Origin of the sequence: Pseudarthrobacter sp. PvP004 (assembly GCF_017876035.1) — a bacterium.
Taxonomy (GTDB): domain Bacteria; phylum Actinomycetota; class Actinomycetes; order Actinomycetales; family Micrococcaceae; genus Arthrobacter; species Arthrobacter aurescens_A.
Genome location: NZ_JAGINL010000001.1, coordinates 1,744,744 through 1,763,166, shown reverse-complemented (window position 1 = coordinate 1,763,166; position 18,423 = coordinate 1,744,744). Strand labels below are relative to the sequence as shown.

16 protein-coding genes are annotated in these 18,423 nt (G+C 61.6%); 8 read left to right on the top strand and 8 right to left on the bottom strand.

The window, feature by feature from the left end; translation table 11 throughout:
- Window positions 1-1,410: 1,410 nt before the first annotated feature.
- From J3A64_RS08010 to J3A64_RS07995, 4 genes are all read left to right on the top strand, one after another.
- A complete protein-coding gene (locus J3A64_RS08010; RefSeq protein ID WP_210064003.1) occupies window positions 1,411-1,860 on the top strand; it encodes an SdpI family protein in 450 nt (149 codons plus the stop codon).
- Between the two features lie 45 nt (window positions 1,861-1,905).
- Entirely contained in the window at window positions 1,906-2,607 is a 702-nt protein-coding gene (locus J3A64_RS08005; protein WP_210064002.1) for a hypothetical protein, read from the top strand.
- Between the two features lie 45 nt (window positions 2,608-2,652).
- Window positions 2,653-3,237, top strand: coding sequence for an SdpA family antimicrobial peptide system protein (locus J3A64_RS24070; protein WP_210064001.1), 585 nt, complete (start codon window positions 2,653-2,655; stop codon window positions 3,235-3,237).
- Window positions 3,238-3,978: 741 nt separating this feature from the next.
- Window positions 3,979-4,179: a hypothetical protein gene (locus tag J3A64_RS07995; RefSeq protein WP_210064000.1), complete on the top strand. Its 201-nt coding sequence runs from the start codon at window positions 3,979-3,981 to the stop codon at window positions 4,177-4,179.
- 1,258 nt (window positions 4,180-5,437) lie between these two features.
- Here the strand turns inward: J3A64_RS07995 and J3A64_RS07990 are convergent.
- Both J3A64_RS07990 and J3A64_RS07985 read right to left on the bottom strand, forming a co-directional pair.
- Window positions 5,438-6,814 carry an MFS transporter gene (locus tag J3A64_RS07990; RefSeq protein WP_210063999.1) on the bottom strand — a complete coding sequence of 459 codons (1,377 nt, stop codon included), beginning with the start codon at window positions 6,812-6,814 and terminating at the stop codon, window positions 5,438-5,440.
- Between the two features lie 117 nt (window positions 6,815-6,931).
- On the bottom strand, window positions 6,932-8,497 hold the full coding sequence (locus J3A64_RS07985) for a PucR family transcriptional regulator (protein WP_210063998.1): 1,566 nt from the start codon (window positions 8,495-8,497) through the stop codon (window positions 6,932-6,934).
- A 107-nt stretch (window positions 8,498-8,604) separates the two neighbouring features.
- On the opposite strand from J3A64_RS07985, the gene J3A64_RS07980 reads away from it, so the two are divergent.
- Complete coding sequence (locus tag J3A64_RS07980) at window positions 8,605-8,976, top strand: pyrimidine/purine nucleoside phosphorylase (protein ID WP_017197464.1); 372 nt, start codon at window positions 8,605-8,607, stop codon at window positions 8,974-8,976.
- Between the two features lie 943 nt (window positions 8,977-9,919).
- On the opposite strand, the gene J3A64_RS07975 is transcribed toward J3A64_RS07980, so the two are convergent.
- Complete coding sequence (locus J3A64_RS07975) at window positions 9,920-10,927, bottom strand: Lrp/AsnC family transcriptional regulator (RefSeq protein WP_210063997.1); 1,008 nt, start codon at window positions 10,925-10,927, stop codon at window positions 9,920-9,922.
- 120 nt (window positions 10,928-11,047) lie between these two features.
- Between J3A64_RS07975 and J3A64_RS07970 the strand changes: the two genes are divergently transcribed.
- The 3 genes from J3A64_RS07970 to J3A64_RS07960 are packed head-to-tail and all read left to right on the top strand — an operon-like array spanning window position 11,048 to window position 14,074.
- Window positions 11,048-11,776 carry a DUF5058 family protein gene (locus tag J3A64_RS07970; protein ID WP_210063996.1) on the top strand — a complete coding sequence of 243 codons (729 nt, stop codon included), beginning with the start codon at window positions 11,048-11,050 and terminating at the stop codon, window positions 11,774-11,776.
- A 19-nt stretch (window positions 11,777-11,795) separates the two neighbouring features.
- On the top strand, window positions 11,796-12,527 hold the full coding sequence (locus tag J3A64_RS07965; RefSeq protein ID WP_071162403.1) for a hypothetical protein: 732 nt from the start codon (window positions 11,796-11,798) through the stop codon (window positions 12,525-12,527).
- A gap of 59 nt (window positions 12,528-12,586) precedes the next feature.
- Window positions 12,587-14,074 (top strand): amidohydrolase, encoded by a 1,488-nt coding sequence (locus tag J3A64_RS07960; RefSeq protein WP_014921607.1) that lies wholly within the window; start codon window positions 12,587-12,589, stop codon window positions 14,072-14,074.
- A 213-nt stretch (window positions 14,075-14,287) separates the two neighbouring features.
- On the opposite strand, the gene J3A64_RS07955 is transcribed toward J3A64_RS07960, so the two are convergent.
- The 5 genes from J3A64_RS07955 to J3A64_RS07935 form a co-directional block, all read right to left on the bottom strand.
- Window positions 14,288-15,274: a cyclase family protein gene (locus J3A64_RS07955; RefSeq protein ID WP_210063995.1), complete on the bottom strand. Its 987-nt coding sequence runs from the start codon at window positions 15,272-15,274 to the stop codon at window positions 14,288-14,290.
- Window positions 15,271-15,513 (bottom strand): hypothetical protein, encoded by a 243-nt coding sequence (locus J3A64_RS07950; RefSeq protein ID WP_210063994.1) that lies wholly within the window; start codon window positions 15,511-15,513, stop codon window positions 15,271-15,273. Before J3A64_RS07950 ends, J3A64_RS07955 begins: the two co-directional genes overlap by 4 nt.
- Before the next feature lie 10 nt (window positions 15,514-15,523).
- A complete protein-coding gene (locus tag J3A64_RS07945; protein WP_210063993.1) occupies window positions 15,524-16,861 on the bottom strand; it encodes a TRAP transporter large permease subunit in 1,338 nt (445 codons plus the stop codon).
- Between the two features lie 76 nt (window positions 16,862-16,937).
- Window positions 16,938-17,729: an NAD(P)-dependent oxidoreductase gene (locus J3A64_RS07940; RefSeq protein ID WP_210063992.1), complete on the bottom strand. Its 792-nt coding sequence runs from the start codon at window positions 17,727-17,729 to the stop codon at window positions 16,938-16,940.
- 15 nt (window positions 17,730-17,744) lie between these two features.
- Window positions 17,745-18,377, bottom strand: coding sequence for an RraA family protein (locus tag J3A64_RS07935; protein ID WP_014921612.1), 633 nt, complete (start codon window positions 18,375-18,377; stop codon window positions 17,745-17,747).
- Window positions 18,378-18,423: the final 46 nt, after the last annotated feature.

Sequence of the window (18,423 nt, the reverse complement as noted above, 5' to 3'; positions counted from 1 at the left end):
TCCCAGTGTTTACAAGGCCGGGAATCGCGTTCGAGTCCCACCTCGGGCACGGCATACCCCCTCGTCAGAGGGGGTTTTTGCTTTAACGTGTTGACAATTGTTGACACGAGTCTCTGATGTGTGGTGGCGGCGTTTGCCTGGCCGCCGGTTGGCCTGTTCAGTTGCGGGGGAGCGGGTTCAGGGTCCTGGCTGATGGGCCCTCCGCTTGCTTTGTAGAGGGCTTATGCGTTCCTCCCTTGGTTCGTCCGGTAGGTCGTGGCTGGCCTACACCTCTTCATGGGTAGGGGGACTGAGCGCGACGTGACTTCGAGAACCTACGTCAAGGACACCAGCCATGGCCTCGCTCCTGGGTGGGCGCCTTGTTCAAGGTCATGGCTGTGCACCGACTGCGGCTGTCGGCTGTGTTCAAGCCGTATTCGTTCCTTTGGGCACAGGAGAGGCCGGCTCAGTGGTCACCCATTGAAAGAGTTGAGATTGAGCGGCAGTCCCGAAATCCCGGACCGGCGGTGCGAAGTTGAACCTCTTGGCATTTAGCCGGGGCCTGTCCAGTCGGGCGCCTCCATGACGACGGTGGCTTTGGTGCTGGCCTTCCAGGCGGCCCGGGCGTCAACGTGGACTGTGGCTCTGCTGTTGTGCTTAGCCTCTTGCCAGGTGTCGTTTGGGGCCGCTTGTCGCCCGCGGCTTGACCGCGTCGAGACCACAAAATCCTGGCAACCACTTTGACCCTGCGCGGTTGCATCGGCATTGCCATTGCCATTGCCATTGCCATTGCCTTCACGTCCAACGTCACCGGGCTATTGATGCTGCTTGGGGTGGCCCCTGTGTGTCTGTGATCGATGGTCCAGCGCTGACGTTACTTGTGCTCAAGGTCCAGAAGCCAGGCTGGGGGCCCATGACAGCCATCGCCCGGATGTAAGCGTTCCGCGGCGTGGGTGTCGTTCTGGGCCCGTTGTTGGCTGGTGTGCTCGCGGACCAGCTCGGCAGCAGGATCGTACTGGTGAGCGGCGCTGGATTATTCTGGCTTGTCGCCGCGGTCATCGTGCTGTGGGGTGTGCGCCGGTACCCACCTGAGAACACGGCGCCGACGCAGTCTCCATAGTTCAAGCAGGTAGCCGCCGGCCCGCCACCTTGCCTGAGGTGAAGACTGTGGGGTTGGGAGTGAGCCAGCCGTGAGCGAGTTAGTACTCGGCCGCAGTTTCAGTGACCACGGCATAGACGGCGGTTTTGTCGGCGGAGCTTGAGGCCTTCTCCAGGATGGCTCCATTCCGACCCCTGCAAGACAAACGTAACTCCGCCGACGAATTATCTCCCTATTTCGCAGGTGCTAGCGAATGACTGAAGGCGGGGTCGTGGTCGGAGCCACAGCAAATCAAAGGCCGTGATTTGCGACGGGCTACGGCCGCTGTTAGCGTGGCATTTCAATCTGGAGTTTCCTCGGTTATCCGAGTACGTAACAGTGAAAGGATCGTTTTGGGGGCGGTTTTCAGCACGACAATGTTCACGATTGCGTTCTTGGTTGTAGCAGGCCTACTTCAAATGCTGGCATCGCAGGTTAAGTCCGGCGATTCGAAGCCTAACTATACGTTTGGCATCCGCTCGAAAGCTACTCTGTCGTCTGAGCGTGCATGGAACGCTGCACACACTTCAGCGCTTGGTGCCCTGAAAGCTATTCCGTTGATGCTCATCGGCTTTGTGGCAACACTGTGGGTCATATTCGCAGTACTGCCCAAGGATGATTCAAGTGTTCCGTGGATCTTCTTCTCGGGTATGGGGTTCGCAGCCATCATGGTGGCCCTGCTCATGCACATGTACTACAGAGCTGATTCGCTGGCTCGACGTATTACTGAGGGCGATGAATAATCGAAAGCGGCAATCAGTCTACAACTAAATTTCTTTTCATTAATATTGGGCAATATTGTGTTTTATAGTTCATCTAGTCGAACTTTTCGCATCAGCGTGGCTATGTTGCTATCTCTTCTGCTCGGCCCGGTTGGTATCTCGTCCGCTCAAGCATCTGTGGCTACCACTGTTTCAACGAAGAAAACAGATTTCCGAGGAAACTACAGCGCCGAAGATGCGCTCCGGCTTCTCCTAGCTGGTGTCGGCCCATTGGCCGAAAGTAACCCACGATTGCTTAGCCTGCTGGGTTTTGCCGCAGATCGTCCGGTCCCAACTCTTGCCGAGGTTGACCCGATTGTTCAGGACTTCATGGCCTATTACCCTGGGTTTAGTTCCGAAGTACTGCCAAAGCTCCGCTCCGGAAAGCTCCGCTCGGTCGAGGCTGGCCTGGCCACTTTCACGGAAAAGTTCTATGACTACCTGGCTTACCGCAAGGCGATAACCGATCCTCAGGATGCGCAGCAAGTTGCGCCCTATGGGTGCGGCGTGACTTGGACATGGGCAGCGGTGGCTGCCTTCGTAGTGGCAAACGGCGCCTTGTATGCCAACGTAGCGGTTGCGACCTTGGTGGTCGTCGCCGGTGGCGCCGTTTTGGTTTTGCTAGTAGTTCCCGGCTATTTGGCAAACAAGGACTACATGACAACGGCAGGTGTAGAAGAGATCGGGCGGGACACCGCTATTGCAGAGCTCACACGAGCGCTGCGATGAACTCGTCACTCCTATCCCTGAACTGGCTACCTGCCCAGACTTGCCATGACCCTGCATAACCCGTCACGGAGAACAAGAACGTCGGTGCTTGCGGGAGTAATTTCTCTAGCACTGTTTGGCGCCTTCTTCGCGCTTACGATCTTCTACGCCATGCCCAGCAATGTGTTAGCCGTGAAGGAGGGGGAGCCCCTTCGCCGCACATTGGTGTCAGTTGCACCCCAAGCGTGGGCATTCTTCACCAAGCCGCCGAACGAGCCGGAATTCGCCGTCTATCAGCTCCGAGATGACGGATCCGTAGAGTCGTTGATGCAGACTCCACAAACCCGGCCCGAAAACTACTTCGGACTAAGTCGTAAACAAAGGTCTCAGGGGCCGGAGCTGGGCGTGATTGGTAACACCATAATGGAATGGGTCGATTGCAGCCCCGACGGCGGTCGACAGGAATGCCTTGAGAGGGTGCGATCCTTGGAAACCCAGATTGTCGACAATGACTCACCGGTTGCTTCCGTTTGCGGCCGGATAGTAATTTTTCAAACCAAAGCAGTCCCATGGGCTTACCGGGAATTTGAATCAGAAGCCCGGTTTGAAGTCAAAGGTGCGGTTGTGGATTCGAGATGCAAGGTGCGATGAGAATAATATCCAGTCTGTAAAATGACATCTGGTCATTCAATCTACAATCCCGAATCATTGCTGGCGCCAGGAGCGGTCTGGCGCTCTCCCAGGTACTGACACTCCTACTGACACCAGCGCCCTACCTCTACTCGGTTCCGATTCTGGGACAGCCTCCAGCCGGACAGTGCACTCGTGCACTGGAGAACGTATCGTTATTCTGCGTTGCGAGCGAGCTCTCGGATGAGGTTGTGCATGTCTTGATGATTATTGGTCTAATCGTTGTGATTTCCGGGTTTCTTCCTCGAGTTACGTCAATTCTCCACCTTTGGCTTTCCTACTCATTTGCCCATACGGTTGCCCTACCTGACGTGGCGACACGGTATTGATTTTCACGACTTTTTCCTCGTGTTTGTCTCTCTGCCAGATAACCGGCTTTGGCACTGGCCGCAAGGCCACTCACGATCCACTACCAGGTTTGGTGCCTGGCAAGGAATTTCGTGGGCCGCACATTGGGCTCTTAGGATCCAGGTTGCGTATATCTATCTGCACAGTGCGTTGGCAAAACTGAGTGTTGAGAATTGGAGCGAGGGAAGTGCCCTGTACTACATCGTTCGCGGTGAATTCTTCGGAACTGCGAACTTTCTTCAAAGCTTCGTTTTCTTTCTTACATCCGTTCCTATCGTTGCTCTAATACTTAGTTGGGGAACGATGATTATGGAAGGCGTCATTGCAGGAGCCCTCCTTAGCAGGCGACCCATCGTGCAGACCGCAGGATTCGTCGCCTGCGTCTTGTTGCATGTCGGCATCATCATGTTCATTGGGATCTGGTCCTTCGCACTGGCCATGATTTTTTCCGTCATGATTGCAGCGTCGCGGGGGCTGGGTCCTGTCATGAACAAGCTCTTGTCGGAGTTGCCCTTCAAAGCGAGTCCGCGCGGCAATCCGGCGCCCATCGCTTGAGCAGTGAGCCGTCCGGAGGGTGCAGAAGCCAGCGCGGCGATTCGAGACCGGACCGCTGTCTGTGCCCGGCCCGTCATTGGGCCCCAGCTGGACGATTCCTCGGGCGTCTATCATCCGCTGTTCAAGGTGAAGCCTGCTTTGACGCTCCCCGCACTGACTGCGACCCGAACCCGGGTGTGGACAATGTCCACACCCTCCGCCCCGGACTGCCTCGTACACGCGTCGGACTGCCCCGAATTCCGCACGTTCCACGGACTTCCCGGTGTTCTCAAGGCCCTGAATCCCGTGCGAGTCCCACCTCGGGCACCGCATAACCCCTCGTCAGAGGGGATATTGCTTCTAACTGTTGACAGCGGTTGACAAGTCCCTCTGATTGGGTGTCCCGGATGGTGCCTGGCCGCCGGGTGCGGCCTGTTCAGTTTGGGTAGGGAAGCGGTATCGGCGTCCTGGCTGGTGGGCGTTCCGCTTGCTGTGAGCTGGGGTTATATGTTCGTCTCTTGGTTCGTTCGGTAGGTCGTGGTTGTCCTGCACCTCTTCGTGGGTAGGGGTGCTGAGCACGACATGACTTCGAGATCCTGCGTCAAAGATCTTGGGTTCGGCTCGTTCCTGGCGTTGGGGAGACTTGCCGGGCGGACGCTTTGTCAGGCCAAAGAGGGGTCTGTGCATTGTCCACACTGAGATCTTTCGTATTGTGACTGCTTGCGGCCATTGGCTCTTCCCCCTTGGGCCTTCATCTGCTCATGCATGTGAGCGGCAGTAGCGACATGACGCGGGTCCGGAAGCGTTCTACATGTGCAGGTTCATTCCGAAGTGAGAGTTCGGCGGCCACGGGCGGGCGAGTGCTATCAAATGGGTCCTGGCCTTGTCATCGAAGCGCACTGCGAAATCAAGCGGGACGCGGGCCCGACGCATATGACCGCTCCCAATGGTGCCTCCGGAACATTGCAGTTCACGCGAATGTCGGCTTAGCACGTCGGAGCCGGCCACGGATTGCCGAGAGGGGCCCCTCCGGAGCGGGTCGTTGACGACGGGTTTTCAAGAATCCTCGTTTCGGCTCTTCGACTCCGGGTGCTCAACGATTGGCAGTGTCGGCCGGGGTCACGTCTAGGTCCAGAAGGCAGGGAATGCCGGCAAGCGCTGCTTCGGACAAACGCCGCGGGCGATTACGCTGCTCTGATGGCACGCGTACGGGCCGGACAGCATTACCCGAGGTGCTGTCCGGCCCTGCCCATAGTTCCGAAAGACGAGTCCTGCGGTGTTATGGCGCTGTAACGTGGGGGACCGATTGCTTGCGTACTTCAGCTTGCTCGTCGGCGAGGGGTTTGCGTGCTGTCTCCGCGCTCATCAGCAAGCCCGCCAGGGAGAGCACACCGATGCCCATCAGGAAGAACGCCGGCGAGCTGGGGTTGCCTGTCGTGGCGATCAGCCAGGTGCCGATAAGCGGTGCGACGCCGCCGAAGAGCATGGCGCCGACGTTGAACGGCAACGCGAATCCGAGGTAGCGCGAGCGGGTGCCGAACAGTTCGGTGAAGAATGAAGGAAACACTGCATCGTTCATGGCGAAGAACATGAGCGAGACGATGAGGACCGCGGAGGCGAGGACCACGCCTCCGAAGGAAAGCAGGGTCATGATCGGGTAGCTCAACACGATGAAGGCGATGCTTGAGATCATCAGCGTCCGTTTGCGGCCGATCCGGTCGGACAGGCGGGCGGCCAGGGGTATGAAGATGATGTGGGCGACGAGCCCAATCGTGACTACTAATGTCGCGGTTGCTTCGCTCATTCCGGCTTCTTCGATGAGGAACGAGGGCGTGTAGCTGAGCAGGAGGTAGTAGGCGCCGGCATTGAGGGACATGACGAGCAGTGCCTTGAGCATTGAGGGGAGGCTCTTGCGGGTCTCGGACCAGCGGTTTGAGGCCGGAGGCTGATCAACTGCGCTCTGGCGCTGCTTCTTTTCGAGTTCCAGCACCCGGCGGAACTGCGGGGTGTCTTCCAAACGCAGGCGAAGCCAGAGGCCAACGATGCCGAGCGGGCCCGCGATGAGGAACGGGATCCTCCAGCCCCATTCCTGCATGAATTCCGGTGAGGTGCTGGCGTAGAGGATGGTGGCCATGAGCGAGGCTGCCAGGAACCCGGCGGCAGCTGCGATGGGTACGACACTTGTTAGCAGTCCGCGCTTGGCGGCGGGGGCGTACTCGGCAACGAAGGTGCCTGCGCCGGCGTATTCGCCGGAGGCTGAGAAGCTCTGTGTTACGCGGAGCAGCAGGAGCAGGATGGGTGCTGCGATGCCGATGGTGGCGTAGTTCGGTATGAATCCGATGAGGAAGGTGGCTCCGGACATGAGGATGATGGTCGTGGCGAGGATGCTCTTGCGGCCGATTTTGTCGCCTAGGCTGCCCCAGACGAAGGCCCCGAGCGGACGTACGAGGAACGATAGCGCGAACACTGCGAAGGTGCTCATCAGGGCAACAGCGCGGTCCTCCGGGGGAAAGAAAACTATTGCGATGGTGGTCGCGAGGTAGCTGTAGCTGGCGTAGTCGAAGTACTCCAACAACGTGCCGAGCCCGCTGGCGATGACGACTCGGCGGAGTATGGATCGGGGGACGGAATCTGTGGTGGCTACGGTGGTGGGCATGGTGTCGTTCCTCATTTGAGTACCGGATCTTCGCGGTGGGTCCGCAGGATGTGACGACCATCATGGCAGCTAACGTCAGCCCGGAATATGGCCTCGGCGGCGAATCCCCACTGTTAGTTATGGCCCTTTAGGTGAAGTACCTACGCTGTCGCGGAAGCCCCTGACTTTCAGGGCGAGCCAGAGCTCGGTCTGAGCATCGATTCCGTCCAGGTCGTGACCGGTGATCTGGACGATCCGCTGCATCCGGTTCCGTACTGTGTGCCGGTGGACTCCCATTCGTTCGGCTGTCGCTTCGACGGATCGGCGCTCGAGAAGCCAGGTGTGCAGTGTGTTCAGGAGGGCTTCGCCTCCGCGCGAGTTCTCGATGGGGGCGAGGACAGCGCTGGAGAAGGCTTCCAGGTATTCGGATGGAGCGGCGTTGATCAGGAACTCGTGCGAGGCTCCGTCGACGTACTCGATGGGGGTGCCGGCCCGACGGCTGGTCTCCAGGGCCAGGGTTGCCTGCCTGATGCTGCGGGCGGAGTGCTCGGGAGCGCCCCTGGTGCCGATCCCCGTGGGGACGTCGAGGCCGTAGTCAGCCAGGGCCTGGCGGGGGTCCACAGTTGCCAGACATTCGACGATGCGGTGACGGTGCCGTATAAAAGGGGCGGCGAGGACTACTGCGAGATCGTCGATGAGCACTTCGGCATGGGTCTCATTGCGCGCTTCGATGCTCACGCCCCGCAACGGGCCTGAATCTATGCCGATGCTCCGGAGGAACGTCCGGGCGCTGCCCGGCTCCGTGAACGTCAGGAGGCGGGCAAACCGTTCGGCGCGCTTACGGCGCGCAGATTCGTCGAGGAACCACACGCGTTCGAATTCGAGTGCCAGGAGCGAACGTAGTGCTGGCGCGGCGAGCTCAGCCGTCTCCTGGCCCGTCGGGATACGGACGCAGAACCCCCGGACAGTGTCATTGCCTGCGAACGGGAAGACCTCGACCGTCTCTTCTACGCCGGCGGATGTGCCGTCGGGATCCGCGACCAGTTCGGTGGCTGACAGGAGGAGTTGCTCTCCAAGTCGTGGTGCTTCACGTCCGGCGAGGCGTTCGCTCAAGGGCGCGAGCAGGATCGAAGGAAAGGCCGAGCTTCTGGCCATGACCCTCCCGAGACGATCGAATACAGCCACCGGCTCCTCGGTCCGTTGCTGCCAGCCGGACAGCAGGTCCCCAAACGAGCCGCCGCGGGCCACAATTGCTGTGATCTCCATCTGCAGGTCGAGCGGCCGTCTGAGCGCTTCCCGTTGTCCTTCCGCGTGCAGGACGGCGATGGTGTGCGCGATTCGCCCGAAGTCGGCGATGTCACCGGTCAGCAGTGGCAGGTCATTCTCGCTTGCCAGAGCCAGCACCTGCGCCGGGAGGCGCTCGAATGCGGCATCGGCGCCGAGGCCGATGATGAGCCCCGAGGCACCGGCGCCCGTGGCTTCCGACAGGAAATTCTTCCAGGCTGTCCAGTCCTCACCGATGTGCAGCCCGCTGGTAAGCACCATTTCGCCGCCGTGGAGTCTCGGAAACGGTCCTTTTCGCTCGACAGCAATGGGGACACCGGCGGCTCGTTCAACGCCGGCGCCTCCGTGCGCCGTCGTCAGCCCAAGCCCTGGGGTGGAAGCAAGCTTGGCCACCGTGAACGCCGTCAATTCAAGTGCCATGGCCCCATGTTAGCGACGATCAGGCGGCATTTCTGTACGGGCCGGCCACTATTTGGTTAGCTAAGAGTACGCCCCGGCGATGGTCTGGAAAGGATGGCTTCAATAGTGTGATTCGCAGCAGGCCGCACCAGCGAGCCGAAGACCGCAACTGCGAATGGGAGCATGTGATGATCGGCCAGAACGAGTACTTCGAGGGACAAGTACGAAGCCTTGAATTCAAGAACGAGCAGGGAAACTTCACCGTCGGGGTGATGGAGCCCGGTGAATGGAAGTTCGAAGCCCCCGTCAAAGAATGGATGCACCTCGTCCGCGGAACCTGGGATGTGCAGCAACCCGCCGGTCAGGGGGAGTGGACAACCTACAAGGAAGGCGAACGGTTCGAGGTTCCGGGTGGTACCGACTTCACCGTCCGCGTAAAAGACACCGTCGCCTACCTCTGCCCCTACACCGGTGAATTCCTCGGTCACCTGGACATGTAGCATCCGCAACTGCCTGAGCACTGACACAAGTGAGTATGTGTTGGACTGACCTCAACAAAAGGAGCCTGGCGCCAAGCCGGGCTCCTTTTAGTTGCGCCCGTGCGGGCCTTCACCTCTATGAGTGAGAGTTATATGTATCCGTAGCGTGACTCGACGGCTCAGTGGGCAGTCCGCTAAGCCGTCAATCAGTCAAGGTCCGTTCCCCTTGCCTCGAGGTAGACCCTGACTGCATCGATCAGGTGGCCGATATGTTGAGGCATCAGCTGGCCCCCCATATCTGCCGTCGGGGTTGGCCGGACGGGCCTGGACATATTCTTCGGTCTCGTTTCGGCGAGGTAATTGCTGAAGAAGGTGCTTCCACTGTGTCGAATTGTTCACTCGTTCTGGCAATTAGAGAGCCGCCGCAACTCGGTTTGCTCTTCCGACCGGCAGGCAATCTGCAGAGGCGGCAGCACCGATTTCCCTGCGCAGGGTTTGAGTGTGCAAGGGTGCGTCAAGTCCCTGCTTCTCGGTGTTCGATCGAGCAGAAAAGGGCGTGGACAATGTCCACACTCTTCATCTCGGATTGCCTTGTGCGGCCGCCGGATTGGCCCGGATTCCTTATGTTTCCGCCACTTGCCTCGAATCTCCCCGCCCGCGTCATCTTTCAACGAAGCAGATTGGATTTCTTGGGTGACCGCGGTGTTGCCCCTTTGCGGGTGCCGGCTGGTTGGTCGCCGAATGCTGGTAACGGAGGTTTTCCGGACTTTCCGAGTTAGGGTCCGGTTACCCGACAGACTGCGTAACCTCGACTGACTTCGAGCAGGTCTGGTCCTGCAGCGTTGGCTTGCGCAGCACGGATAGTTTGCAATCGAATATGCACGCGTACCCATAAGCAGCCGGGGGAGGGGCCTATTCGCTCTCCCCAGCCAGGCCGAGAATTTATGCCGCGGACGCCGGCGGCCTAGCTAGGCGGCGGCACGTAGCGGTCGGTGAAGCGGCCCGCGTCGTCGAGCAGATGGCCTAGCCGTTTGGACGTGCGCAGAATGATTTGGCGCCTGATTTTGACGCCTGTCTGGGAGAGTGAGTCGATCTTAGCCTCCAGGACGTGCAGCACACCTAAATTGCGCAGCCACACGTCGAACGTCAGGTTGGCCAGTCCTGCTGCAGTGCCGACGTACCGGACCTCCGGGTGGGTGGTGAGCGCGGACGCCACGGAACTGAGCTGTCGAGGTGGGACTTCCATGAAGTACCAGATGTGCACCGGCCAGCCGGACCAGACATTGACAACATCGGTACGCAACCGGTACTGCTGGCCGTGCAGCAGCACGGCAACGGCGTCGTGGATTTTCTGCTCACTAACCCCTAGGTCGCGAGCCAGCACGGCGGCCGGTGTGCGGGCGTCCTGTCCAAGCGCGGCCATGAGGGCGACGCGGAATTGTGGGTCCAGCGCCCGCGCGGCTCTGGCGCGGGGCGGTTGCGGGCCGCCGATCCGCGCCACCTCCTCCGGATCCAGCGACCGCACGTTCCATCGTTCGCCGGACTTCAGGACAGACGTAGCCATATGCGCCCGCACGTCCCGGACCCCCGGCAGCGACGGCAGGGTCTCGAGCAGTAGTGCCGCCAGCGCGGCCTCGCTGGGTGCGCTGAGTGTTGCGATAAGGCAGGTGCCTGAGGCTGCGGCATCCAGCGTCAGCGCCATGGGGAGCTCGGAGAGGATAGCCGTGGCCATAGCGAGCGAGCCCGGCTCCAGATCGATCTCGGCGAACGCAGTGTTGCCGCTGCTGTTAATCCACGAGGGGTGACCGATGGCCCGGACCAGACCAGCATCGTGCAGCCGCGCATAACGCCGGGCCAGTGCTGCTGGGCCGACAGACAACGCCCGTGACAGTTCGCTCCAAGGCGCCCGCGGCGAAATTTGAAGTGCGTGAATCAGGCGCGCATCCTCATCAGAAATCGAGATGTCATTCATTAGGAAACCCATTTTCACAGATTCAGCGTCTTTTACCTAGCGGAAACCGACTGTTGTCAAACTCACTTTTGACCCGCCCGCTCTAAGGAATGGGACCCTACGAGGTGAAAGGAGCGCTCCATGGAGGAAGCTGCCCCAACCCTGGCCGAGACCGTCAACCACCCACTGCTGTGGATCGGCGCCATCACGGTGCTCGTGGTGATTCTGGTTCAAAGTGTCATCTATCTGAGGGCTGCCAAGGCCGCCGCGGCCGAGGTGGGCATGCCCGCCAAGCAGGTGCGCACCGCGTTCCGCGCCGGGGGCGTTTCAGCCATCGGCCCATCAATCGCGGTCTGCTTGGTGGCACTCGCCCTGCTGCCGCTGTTCGGCAGCCCGAGCACGATCACCCGCATCGGTCTGATCGGTTCCGCCGCGTACGAAACAATCGCGGCCAACCTCGCCTTAGGCACCATGGGCTCCGCCCTCGGCGACCCCGGCGTGGATGGCAACATGCTGGTGACCATGTTGCTGGCGCTTGCCATCGGTGGCAGCGGCTGGATGGTGGTCACGCTCGTGATGACCCCCGTCATGAAGCGGAGTATGGCGGCAGGCACCAGCACAAAGACCGCCCGCAAGCGCTCCGCACGCTGGTCGGTTCTGCCCACGGCTGCCCTGATCGGCGCGTTCTTCACCATGGGTCTGAAGGAGGTGGCGGCCAGTTTCGACGGTGCCATCGTGTTCGCTACGTCCGCGCTGATCATGCTGGCGCTTACCCTGCTGGCCAGGCGGCTGAACAAGCCGACCCTGCTCGAATTTGCGCTCGGTGCCGCCATGATCGTGGCGATCGCTGTGGGCTATCTCATCTCCTGACCTTCTGAGAGGACCAAGCATGTCAAACACCTCCGCGCGTACCGAAAGTCCCGGCACGACACTAAACCCTATGGCGGGCTACGACCGCACCACCTCCTTGTGGGGACCGATCACGATGCTCGCCGGCATGGCGGCCATGCTGATCGGCCCGATCCTGATGGTCTTTGTAGGCGGATACACCATCAGCCCCGGGACGCTGGTCACCGCCGTCGTCGCGATTGCGCTGGTCATGGGCGTGGTTTGGGTGATCGAACCGATCTCCTATTTCCCGATCCTCGGACCAGGGGCCATGTACCAAGCGTTCCTGATCGGCAACATCTCCACCAAGCTGCTGCCCGCCGCGGTCACCGCCCAAGGCCGCATCAACGCCAAACCGGGAACTCCGCAAGCACAAATCGCCGCGACCCTGGCGATTTGCTCGGCCGCCATCATCCACGTCGTTGCGCTCGTGCTCGTCGTCGCCGTCTTCGGGCAGTGGCTGTTGACGGCCATCCCGGCCGACCTGCTCGCCGCCGTCACCAAGTTCGTGGTTCCTGCGGTACTGGGCGCCTTCCTGATGCAGAACATCATCAGCAACCGGAAGCAGCCGAAGGTGCTCATTGCCGGCCTCGTCGTCGGCGTCCTCGTCATCTACGTGCTGGTGCCGGCGGTGCCCGCGCTGGCCACCGCCGCCCCACTGTTCGGGGTGGTCCTCACCGCGGCCGCGGTGATGCTGACCTTTAGGCCGAAGCCAGAGGCCGACGCCCAGTAGGGCCATTCCGCCTTGCTACCGCGCCACAACGCGTATCCAACCCCTTCGAAAGGAAAACAATGACCATCGACAGCACCATGACCGCTGGCACCCTGGACACAGACCACCTGACCGCGCTCACCGAACGGACGGCGGCGGCCGCACCTGAGTTCACGGCAATGGCCGACGCAATCTGGGACGACCCGGAAATGCGCTGGGAGGAATCCCGCGCCCAGGAAAAGCACCAAGGTGCCGCCCGTGCGCATGGATTCACGATCACCGAGAAGGTGGCCGGCATCCCGACGGCGTTCAGCGCAGAACGTGGCACCGGCGGGCCCGTCATCGCGTTCTTGGGTGAGTACGACGCCCTGGCTGACATCAGCCAGGAGTCCGGGAACCCCGAGCGCACCCCGGACCCGGCGAACACCTCCGGCAACGGGCACGGCTGCCACCACCACCTGCTCGGCTCCGGTGCGCTGCTGGCCGCGGTGGTTACCGCGGAGTACTTCGAGGCAGCCGGCATCCAGGCCCGGGTTCGCTACTACGGCTGCCCCGCGGAGGAGGCCGCTGCCGGCAAGACGTTCATGGTCAAGTCAGGGGCGTTCAACGACGTCGACGCGGCCGTGACCTGGCATCCAATGACCCTTACGCGAAGCCGCCAGTCCCTGACGCTGTCGTATTCGCAGGTCTACTTCCACTTCACGGGCCTTGCAGCCCACGCGGGGGCGATGCCCCATCTTGGGCGCTCCGCGCTTGACGCCGTCGAACTGATGAATGTTGGGGTGAACTTCCTGCGGGAGCACATGCCCGATTCCGCACGGGTGCACTATGCGATCACCGATGCCGGTGGCCGTTCCGCCAACGTGGTCCAGGCCCACGCCAGCGTCTACTACGTGATCCGGGCCGAGGACACGCGTCAGATGCGGGACCTCCAGGAACGAGTAGAGAAGATCGCCCGCGGCGCCGCCTTGATGACGGAGACAGATTTGGAGATCGAGTTCGACGGCGCGTGCGCCGAGGTGCTCCCCAACGAGGTGCTCGAGCGCACCCTGGAGGGCGTACTGCAGCAGCTCGGCCCCGTGCCGTTCGACGCCGCCGACCAACTCGCCGCCTCGGAATTCGCTGTCGGGCTTGACGCCCGCGAGATTGCCGGGTCGAAGCGGCTCGCCGGCTGGGACGTGCGCGATGAACGCGCCCTGCACGACGAGATTGCCCCGTACCTTCCGGAACAGCCGCGCCCGCAGATGACCGGCTCCACGGATGTGGGCGATGTGAGTTGGGTGGTGCCCACAGTGCAGATCTCGTCCGCCACCGCGGCGCTGGGCACTCCATTCCACGCTTGGCAAACCGTGGCGCAAGGCAAAATGCCGGCAGCGCACAAGGGTATGATCCACGCGGCCACATCCATGGCGGCCATGGCCACTGCCATCGTCACCGATCCCGAAATCCTGGCGGCGGCGCAGCGGGAGCACGCGGAAATACTCGCGCTAACACCGTACCTGGAGCCGATCCCCGACGGCGTCGTAGCTCCACCTCTGCGCACCGCCGGCCGCTCGGCTACACACTAGCCCTCCAACAGTTGGACACCCCGGCCGTGTCGGGGTGGATGGTCAGAGGCCTTGCGCTTTCCGGCATCTACCCCGACACGGTTGCGCCCTATCAATACCCGGCGTGCGAATTCTGCTGAGGCGGGAGGTCGCGATCGTTACCTTTCGAGGCGACCACCGGGAAGATGTCAGGTCGATGATTGGGGCAAGTGACTGCTGCCAGTCCCGAAATGATCAAACCAGTGCTGTGGCGTTGGCGGGTGAGCCTGTGGCTCCGACGATGTTGAGGGGCTTGATGCTGATCAAAGCATCCCAGTTCCCTGTTGAACGCATGTACCGGCTGAGCGGACCCAGCTTCCAGAGTTCACCAAGGGGCATTCCAAGTTTGGCGAGGAGTTGCTGGTGCATCATGCCGTGATCGTTGGGTGCAGTATTTTTGAAGGGACTGTCGGGAACGGCAGGAAGGCATTCGAGGGCAAAGTTGTCGGCCGCCACAAGGGCAAGCTGGTTGTCCCATGCCCACGCTACGAATTCGTGTGATTGGGCAATGCCCGTAGCGCGGCGGCTTTCCCGCAGATCCTGCTTGTGGCCGTGAGACAAGGCAAGGAACCATTCGCACCAGCCGGTGTGGAGCATCAGGATGTCGCCTGGCCGGAGGGCGACGGACTGCTCCAACAACGCCGAGTGGATCAGATCCAGGGTGAGGGGTTCTCCGGCGGCGTGGTCAATGGACGATCCGTGGGCGGACCGGTAGCCGTCAAGATCCACAAGAACGCCGCGGCCCACAATGGGTTCCTCGGCCCAGCCCTGTATCCCCAGCTCCGGAGTGCCTGCCTCGACACGGTCATCCGGGGTGCCGTTGTAGAAACCGACGTCGTCCGCCCTTCGGTGCCTAAGCCCGTCGATCTGCGTAGAGCCCTGAAGGAAGTAGCCGTCCAGGTAGTCGTCCCGGTGGGCAGGGTGCGATGAGTAGATCGTGTGGCGTGGGGCGCCGCGCTTCAGCGACATCCCGGGGTCGAAGGCGTCCGCGGCATAGTCCAGGCCAAAGGCCGTCCCTGCCCGGATGCAGTCCCGCGCCTGTAGAACGGCGTGCGGGCTGATGAACGACGGCGTCCCGCGGGTTTCATCGGGAAACAGTCCCCACGAGGTGCCGGCGAGGTTCCCATTCCGTTGTTGCAGCTCGGCGAAGGTGGGGTACTTCCCGTTGGAGGTATTCGTCACCGGCTCCGGGCCTCCTCGGGTTGGCTTTGCTTTTGATGGCGTTTATAGCTGAGGAGGAAACCGGCGATCGCGCAGATGGAGGCGGCGATGCACATCGGGTCCTTCAAGGAATAGTTGAGGAACGTCAGCCATTCGCCTTGGCCCAGCACGAGGGAGACGCTTTGTCCTGCCACGAACACCACCCCGCCCAGGAGCAGGGCGGCGAGTGTGAGGACGAAGATGGTTTGGATGAGTTTCACGGAAACTTCCTTAGATGGGCAGGATGCCGAGGATGATCAGGACTCCGATGCCCAACAACGGCAGTGCGTAGTGGGTCAGTAACCGGGCGAACGTGGTGATGGGGTTGACGTCGGCGATGCCGCAGGCCACATAGAGCGGCGCACCTCCGGGCGGTACCGCGGCTTCACACGATGAAAAGACCAGGACGGCGACGGCGGCAGTAGTCGCCGGGACTCCTGCAGCTGCCAGCGTGGCCACTCCGACGGTCCCGACGGCGGCCATGGTCGCCGTCGCGGACAGGGGTGCGGCCACGGCGATCACGATCAAACCAATGAGGATGGCGAGCAGCCACAGCGGCAGGTTCATCTGATGGAGCAACGTGGTCATCTGCTGCGGCAAACCTGTAGCGGCGAGGGCATTGGCACCGGCAAAAGCAAACACCACGGTGATCCCGACAACACCGAACCTGGGCGCGGAACTCTCCAGGAGCTTCCACCAGTCCTGTCTTCCACGCGGCAGGCGCTTCCAGCCGAGCAGTGCCCCTGTGATGATGAGAACCACTGGGATCCAAACAATGACGCTGACAGACTTGGTGACATCACCGCCAGTCCAGTCGGACAACGCCGTGGCGATGGCCCCGGAAGTGATGATCAGCGGAATGGCAACCACTACGAAGAGCAGCAGGGTGGCCCATCCCTGGCGGAAAGCGGTTGTCACAGTGAGTCTGTGTGCCGCATCCAGCGGAGCCATCCCGCTCTTGCGGATCAGCAGCCATGTGACTATTAGCCGGTGCAGGAAGCACCACAGCCCACCGAACAACAACGGCAGCACGAGATCGTTGATGTTCAGCAAGGGTCCTACCGTGGCGGATCCCACTAGGACGAACATGGATGCGCTGAAAGGGAACGTGATGCCCATCCCCGCGTTTCCGGCCACCAAGGTAGCGGCTGCGGGCTTGTCCAGATTGGACTTTTCCATCCAGGGAATGGTGACAGAACCAACGGTTGCTGCGATGGCTGCTTGGTTGTGGACCACACCTCCCAGGCCAGCGGATGCCACGGTGGAGACCCACGCTGGACCACCTTTGACTCCGCCGATCAGGGAGTTCAGCAGGTCAATGAGACGATTCAGCACGCCGGACCTGTCCAACAGGTGGCCCATGAAAACGAAGGCCATGGTGGCGTACACGATCTCATCGGTCACTGCAGAGTAAAGCGATTTCCAGCCGATCTGCAGGGCAGCGGCTCCGGTGAAGGGAAGTATCACGAGGAAACCGATGATCATGGCTTCGCCGACGCTGCGCTTGATGAGGGTAGTCCACAGCAGGATGACGGCCAAGTAGGCGCCGAGGGCCCAAATGCCGATCATGATGCTGCTCCTGGAAGAAGGTGTGCTGGTGAGTGGGTCACCGTTGGTCCTGTTCTGATTCTTCCCGATGCCGGACTCAGCGCAAGGCTGCGGCGGCTTCTGTGGATTCTGTTGCCATGCGTGCGAGGGCAGCCGCTGATGCTGTGGTCATCTCTGCGGGTACCTCCAGGTCCGACGACAGGTAGTGGGCTGTGTCCTGCATTTCCTTGGAACGGCGTTGGGCATGTTTTGCAGTGCCGGAGAGGAACCGGTCTATCACTGCTTGCCCGTCACCAGCCAGTTGGCCGGCGATCTGGCCGCGGATCCACTCTTCGAGACCGGCAGCTCTTCCTGCGGTGACTGCTTCGACCACTACGGAGGCAAGGCCTTTCATCAGGACGCTGCGGAGCAGCTTGTGTGCCATGGCAGCACCAGGCTCGCCGTCGGCGATTTCGACGTCGGCGCCTAGCGGGCCGAGCAGGTCGGCCACCGCTCCGGAGCCGGGTCCGCTGACCATCAACGGTGTCTTGGCCCCCTGGGTGGGGACGGGTCCAAGGATCGCTACGTCGGCGAAGAGTGCTTCGCTGGGCACCTGCCCAAGTTCCTGCATAACGTGCGGCGAGGACGACGTGAAGTCTGCGTAGCAGCTGCCGGCGGGCAGCACGGGCAAACACTCCTGGGCAACGGCCCGGGCGGCCGCTGCGCCTGTAAGCACCAGGACGATGTCCGCATTGGCGCAGGCTTCCGCGGCCGTGGTGGCCCGGGTAACACCGGCGGGAGTGTTTGGGGCAACGGGATCGAATCCGCTGACCCGGTGCCCCGCGGCAACCAGGGCGGCCGCGTAGGTGGCTCCGGCCTCACCGAGGCCGATGACTGTGCAAGCTGTCATGTTCGTCTGTCTTTCTTACTTTGCCCGGTCCGCGATGATGGCGGCCCTGCGGTTCGTTTCGTCGGCGAACACGGCCTCGGCGGCCTCGGCCACGTTTGCTGCCTGTTCACGCGGGATGATGACGACGCCGTCGGAGTCGCCGATGATGATGTCGCCTGGCATGACGGGTACGCCTCCAAACGAGATCGGTGTCCCCAGGCGGGACGGTCCGTTCTTGTAAGGCCCAGCGGGGGTGGTTGATCGGGCAAAGACGGGCATCCCGATTTCCCCAAGAGTCTCGGCGTCCCGGGCTGCGCCGTCCAGTGCGAACCCGGCGATGCCGAGGTTGATGGCGCGTTCCCCGATGAGTTCTCCTAACAGGGCCCGGGACTCGTCTCCGCCGCCTGCGACGACGATGATGTCGCCCGGATGGGCGAGCTGCAATGCGCGATGAATGCCCTGGTTGTCGCCCGGGCGGGTCCAAACCGTGAAGGCCGGACCGGCAATACGTGCGCCTGGCCATATGGCCTGGATGGCCGAGTCGGCAACCCCCAGACGGTCCATAGCATCGCCGATGTTCGCAGCCGGCAGCTTGGCAAGTCGTGCAAGCACGTCCCCGTCGGGGCGCGGGAAATCGGCGTCGATATCTTCAAGGACTGGAGTTGTCATGATGTGGTTCTTCCGTGTGTGGTGGTGGGATGGGAAGCCGGCTTGG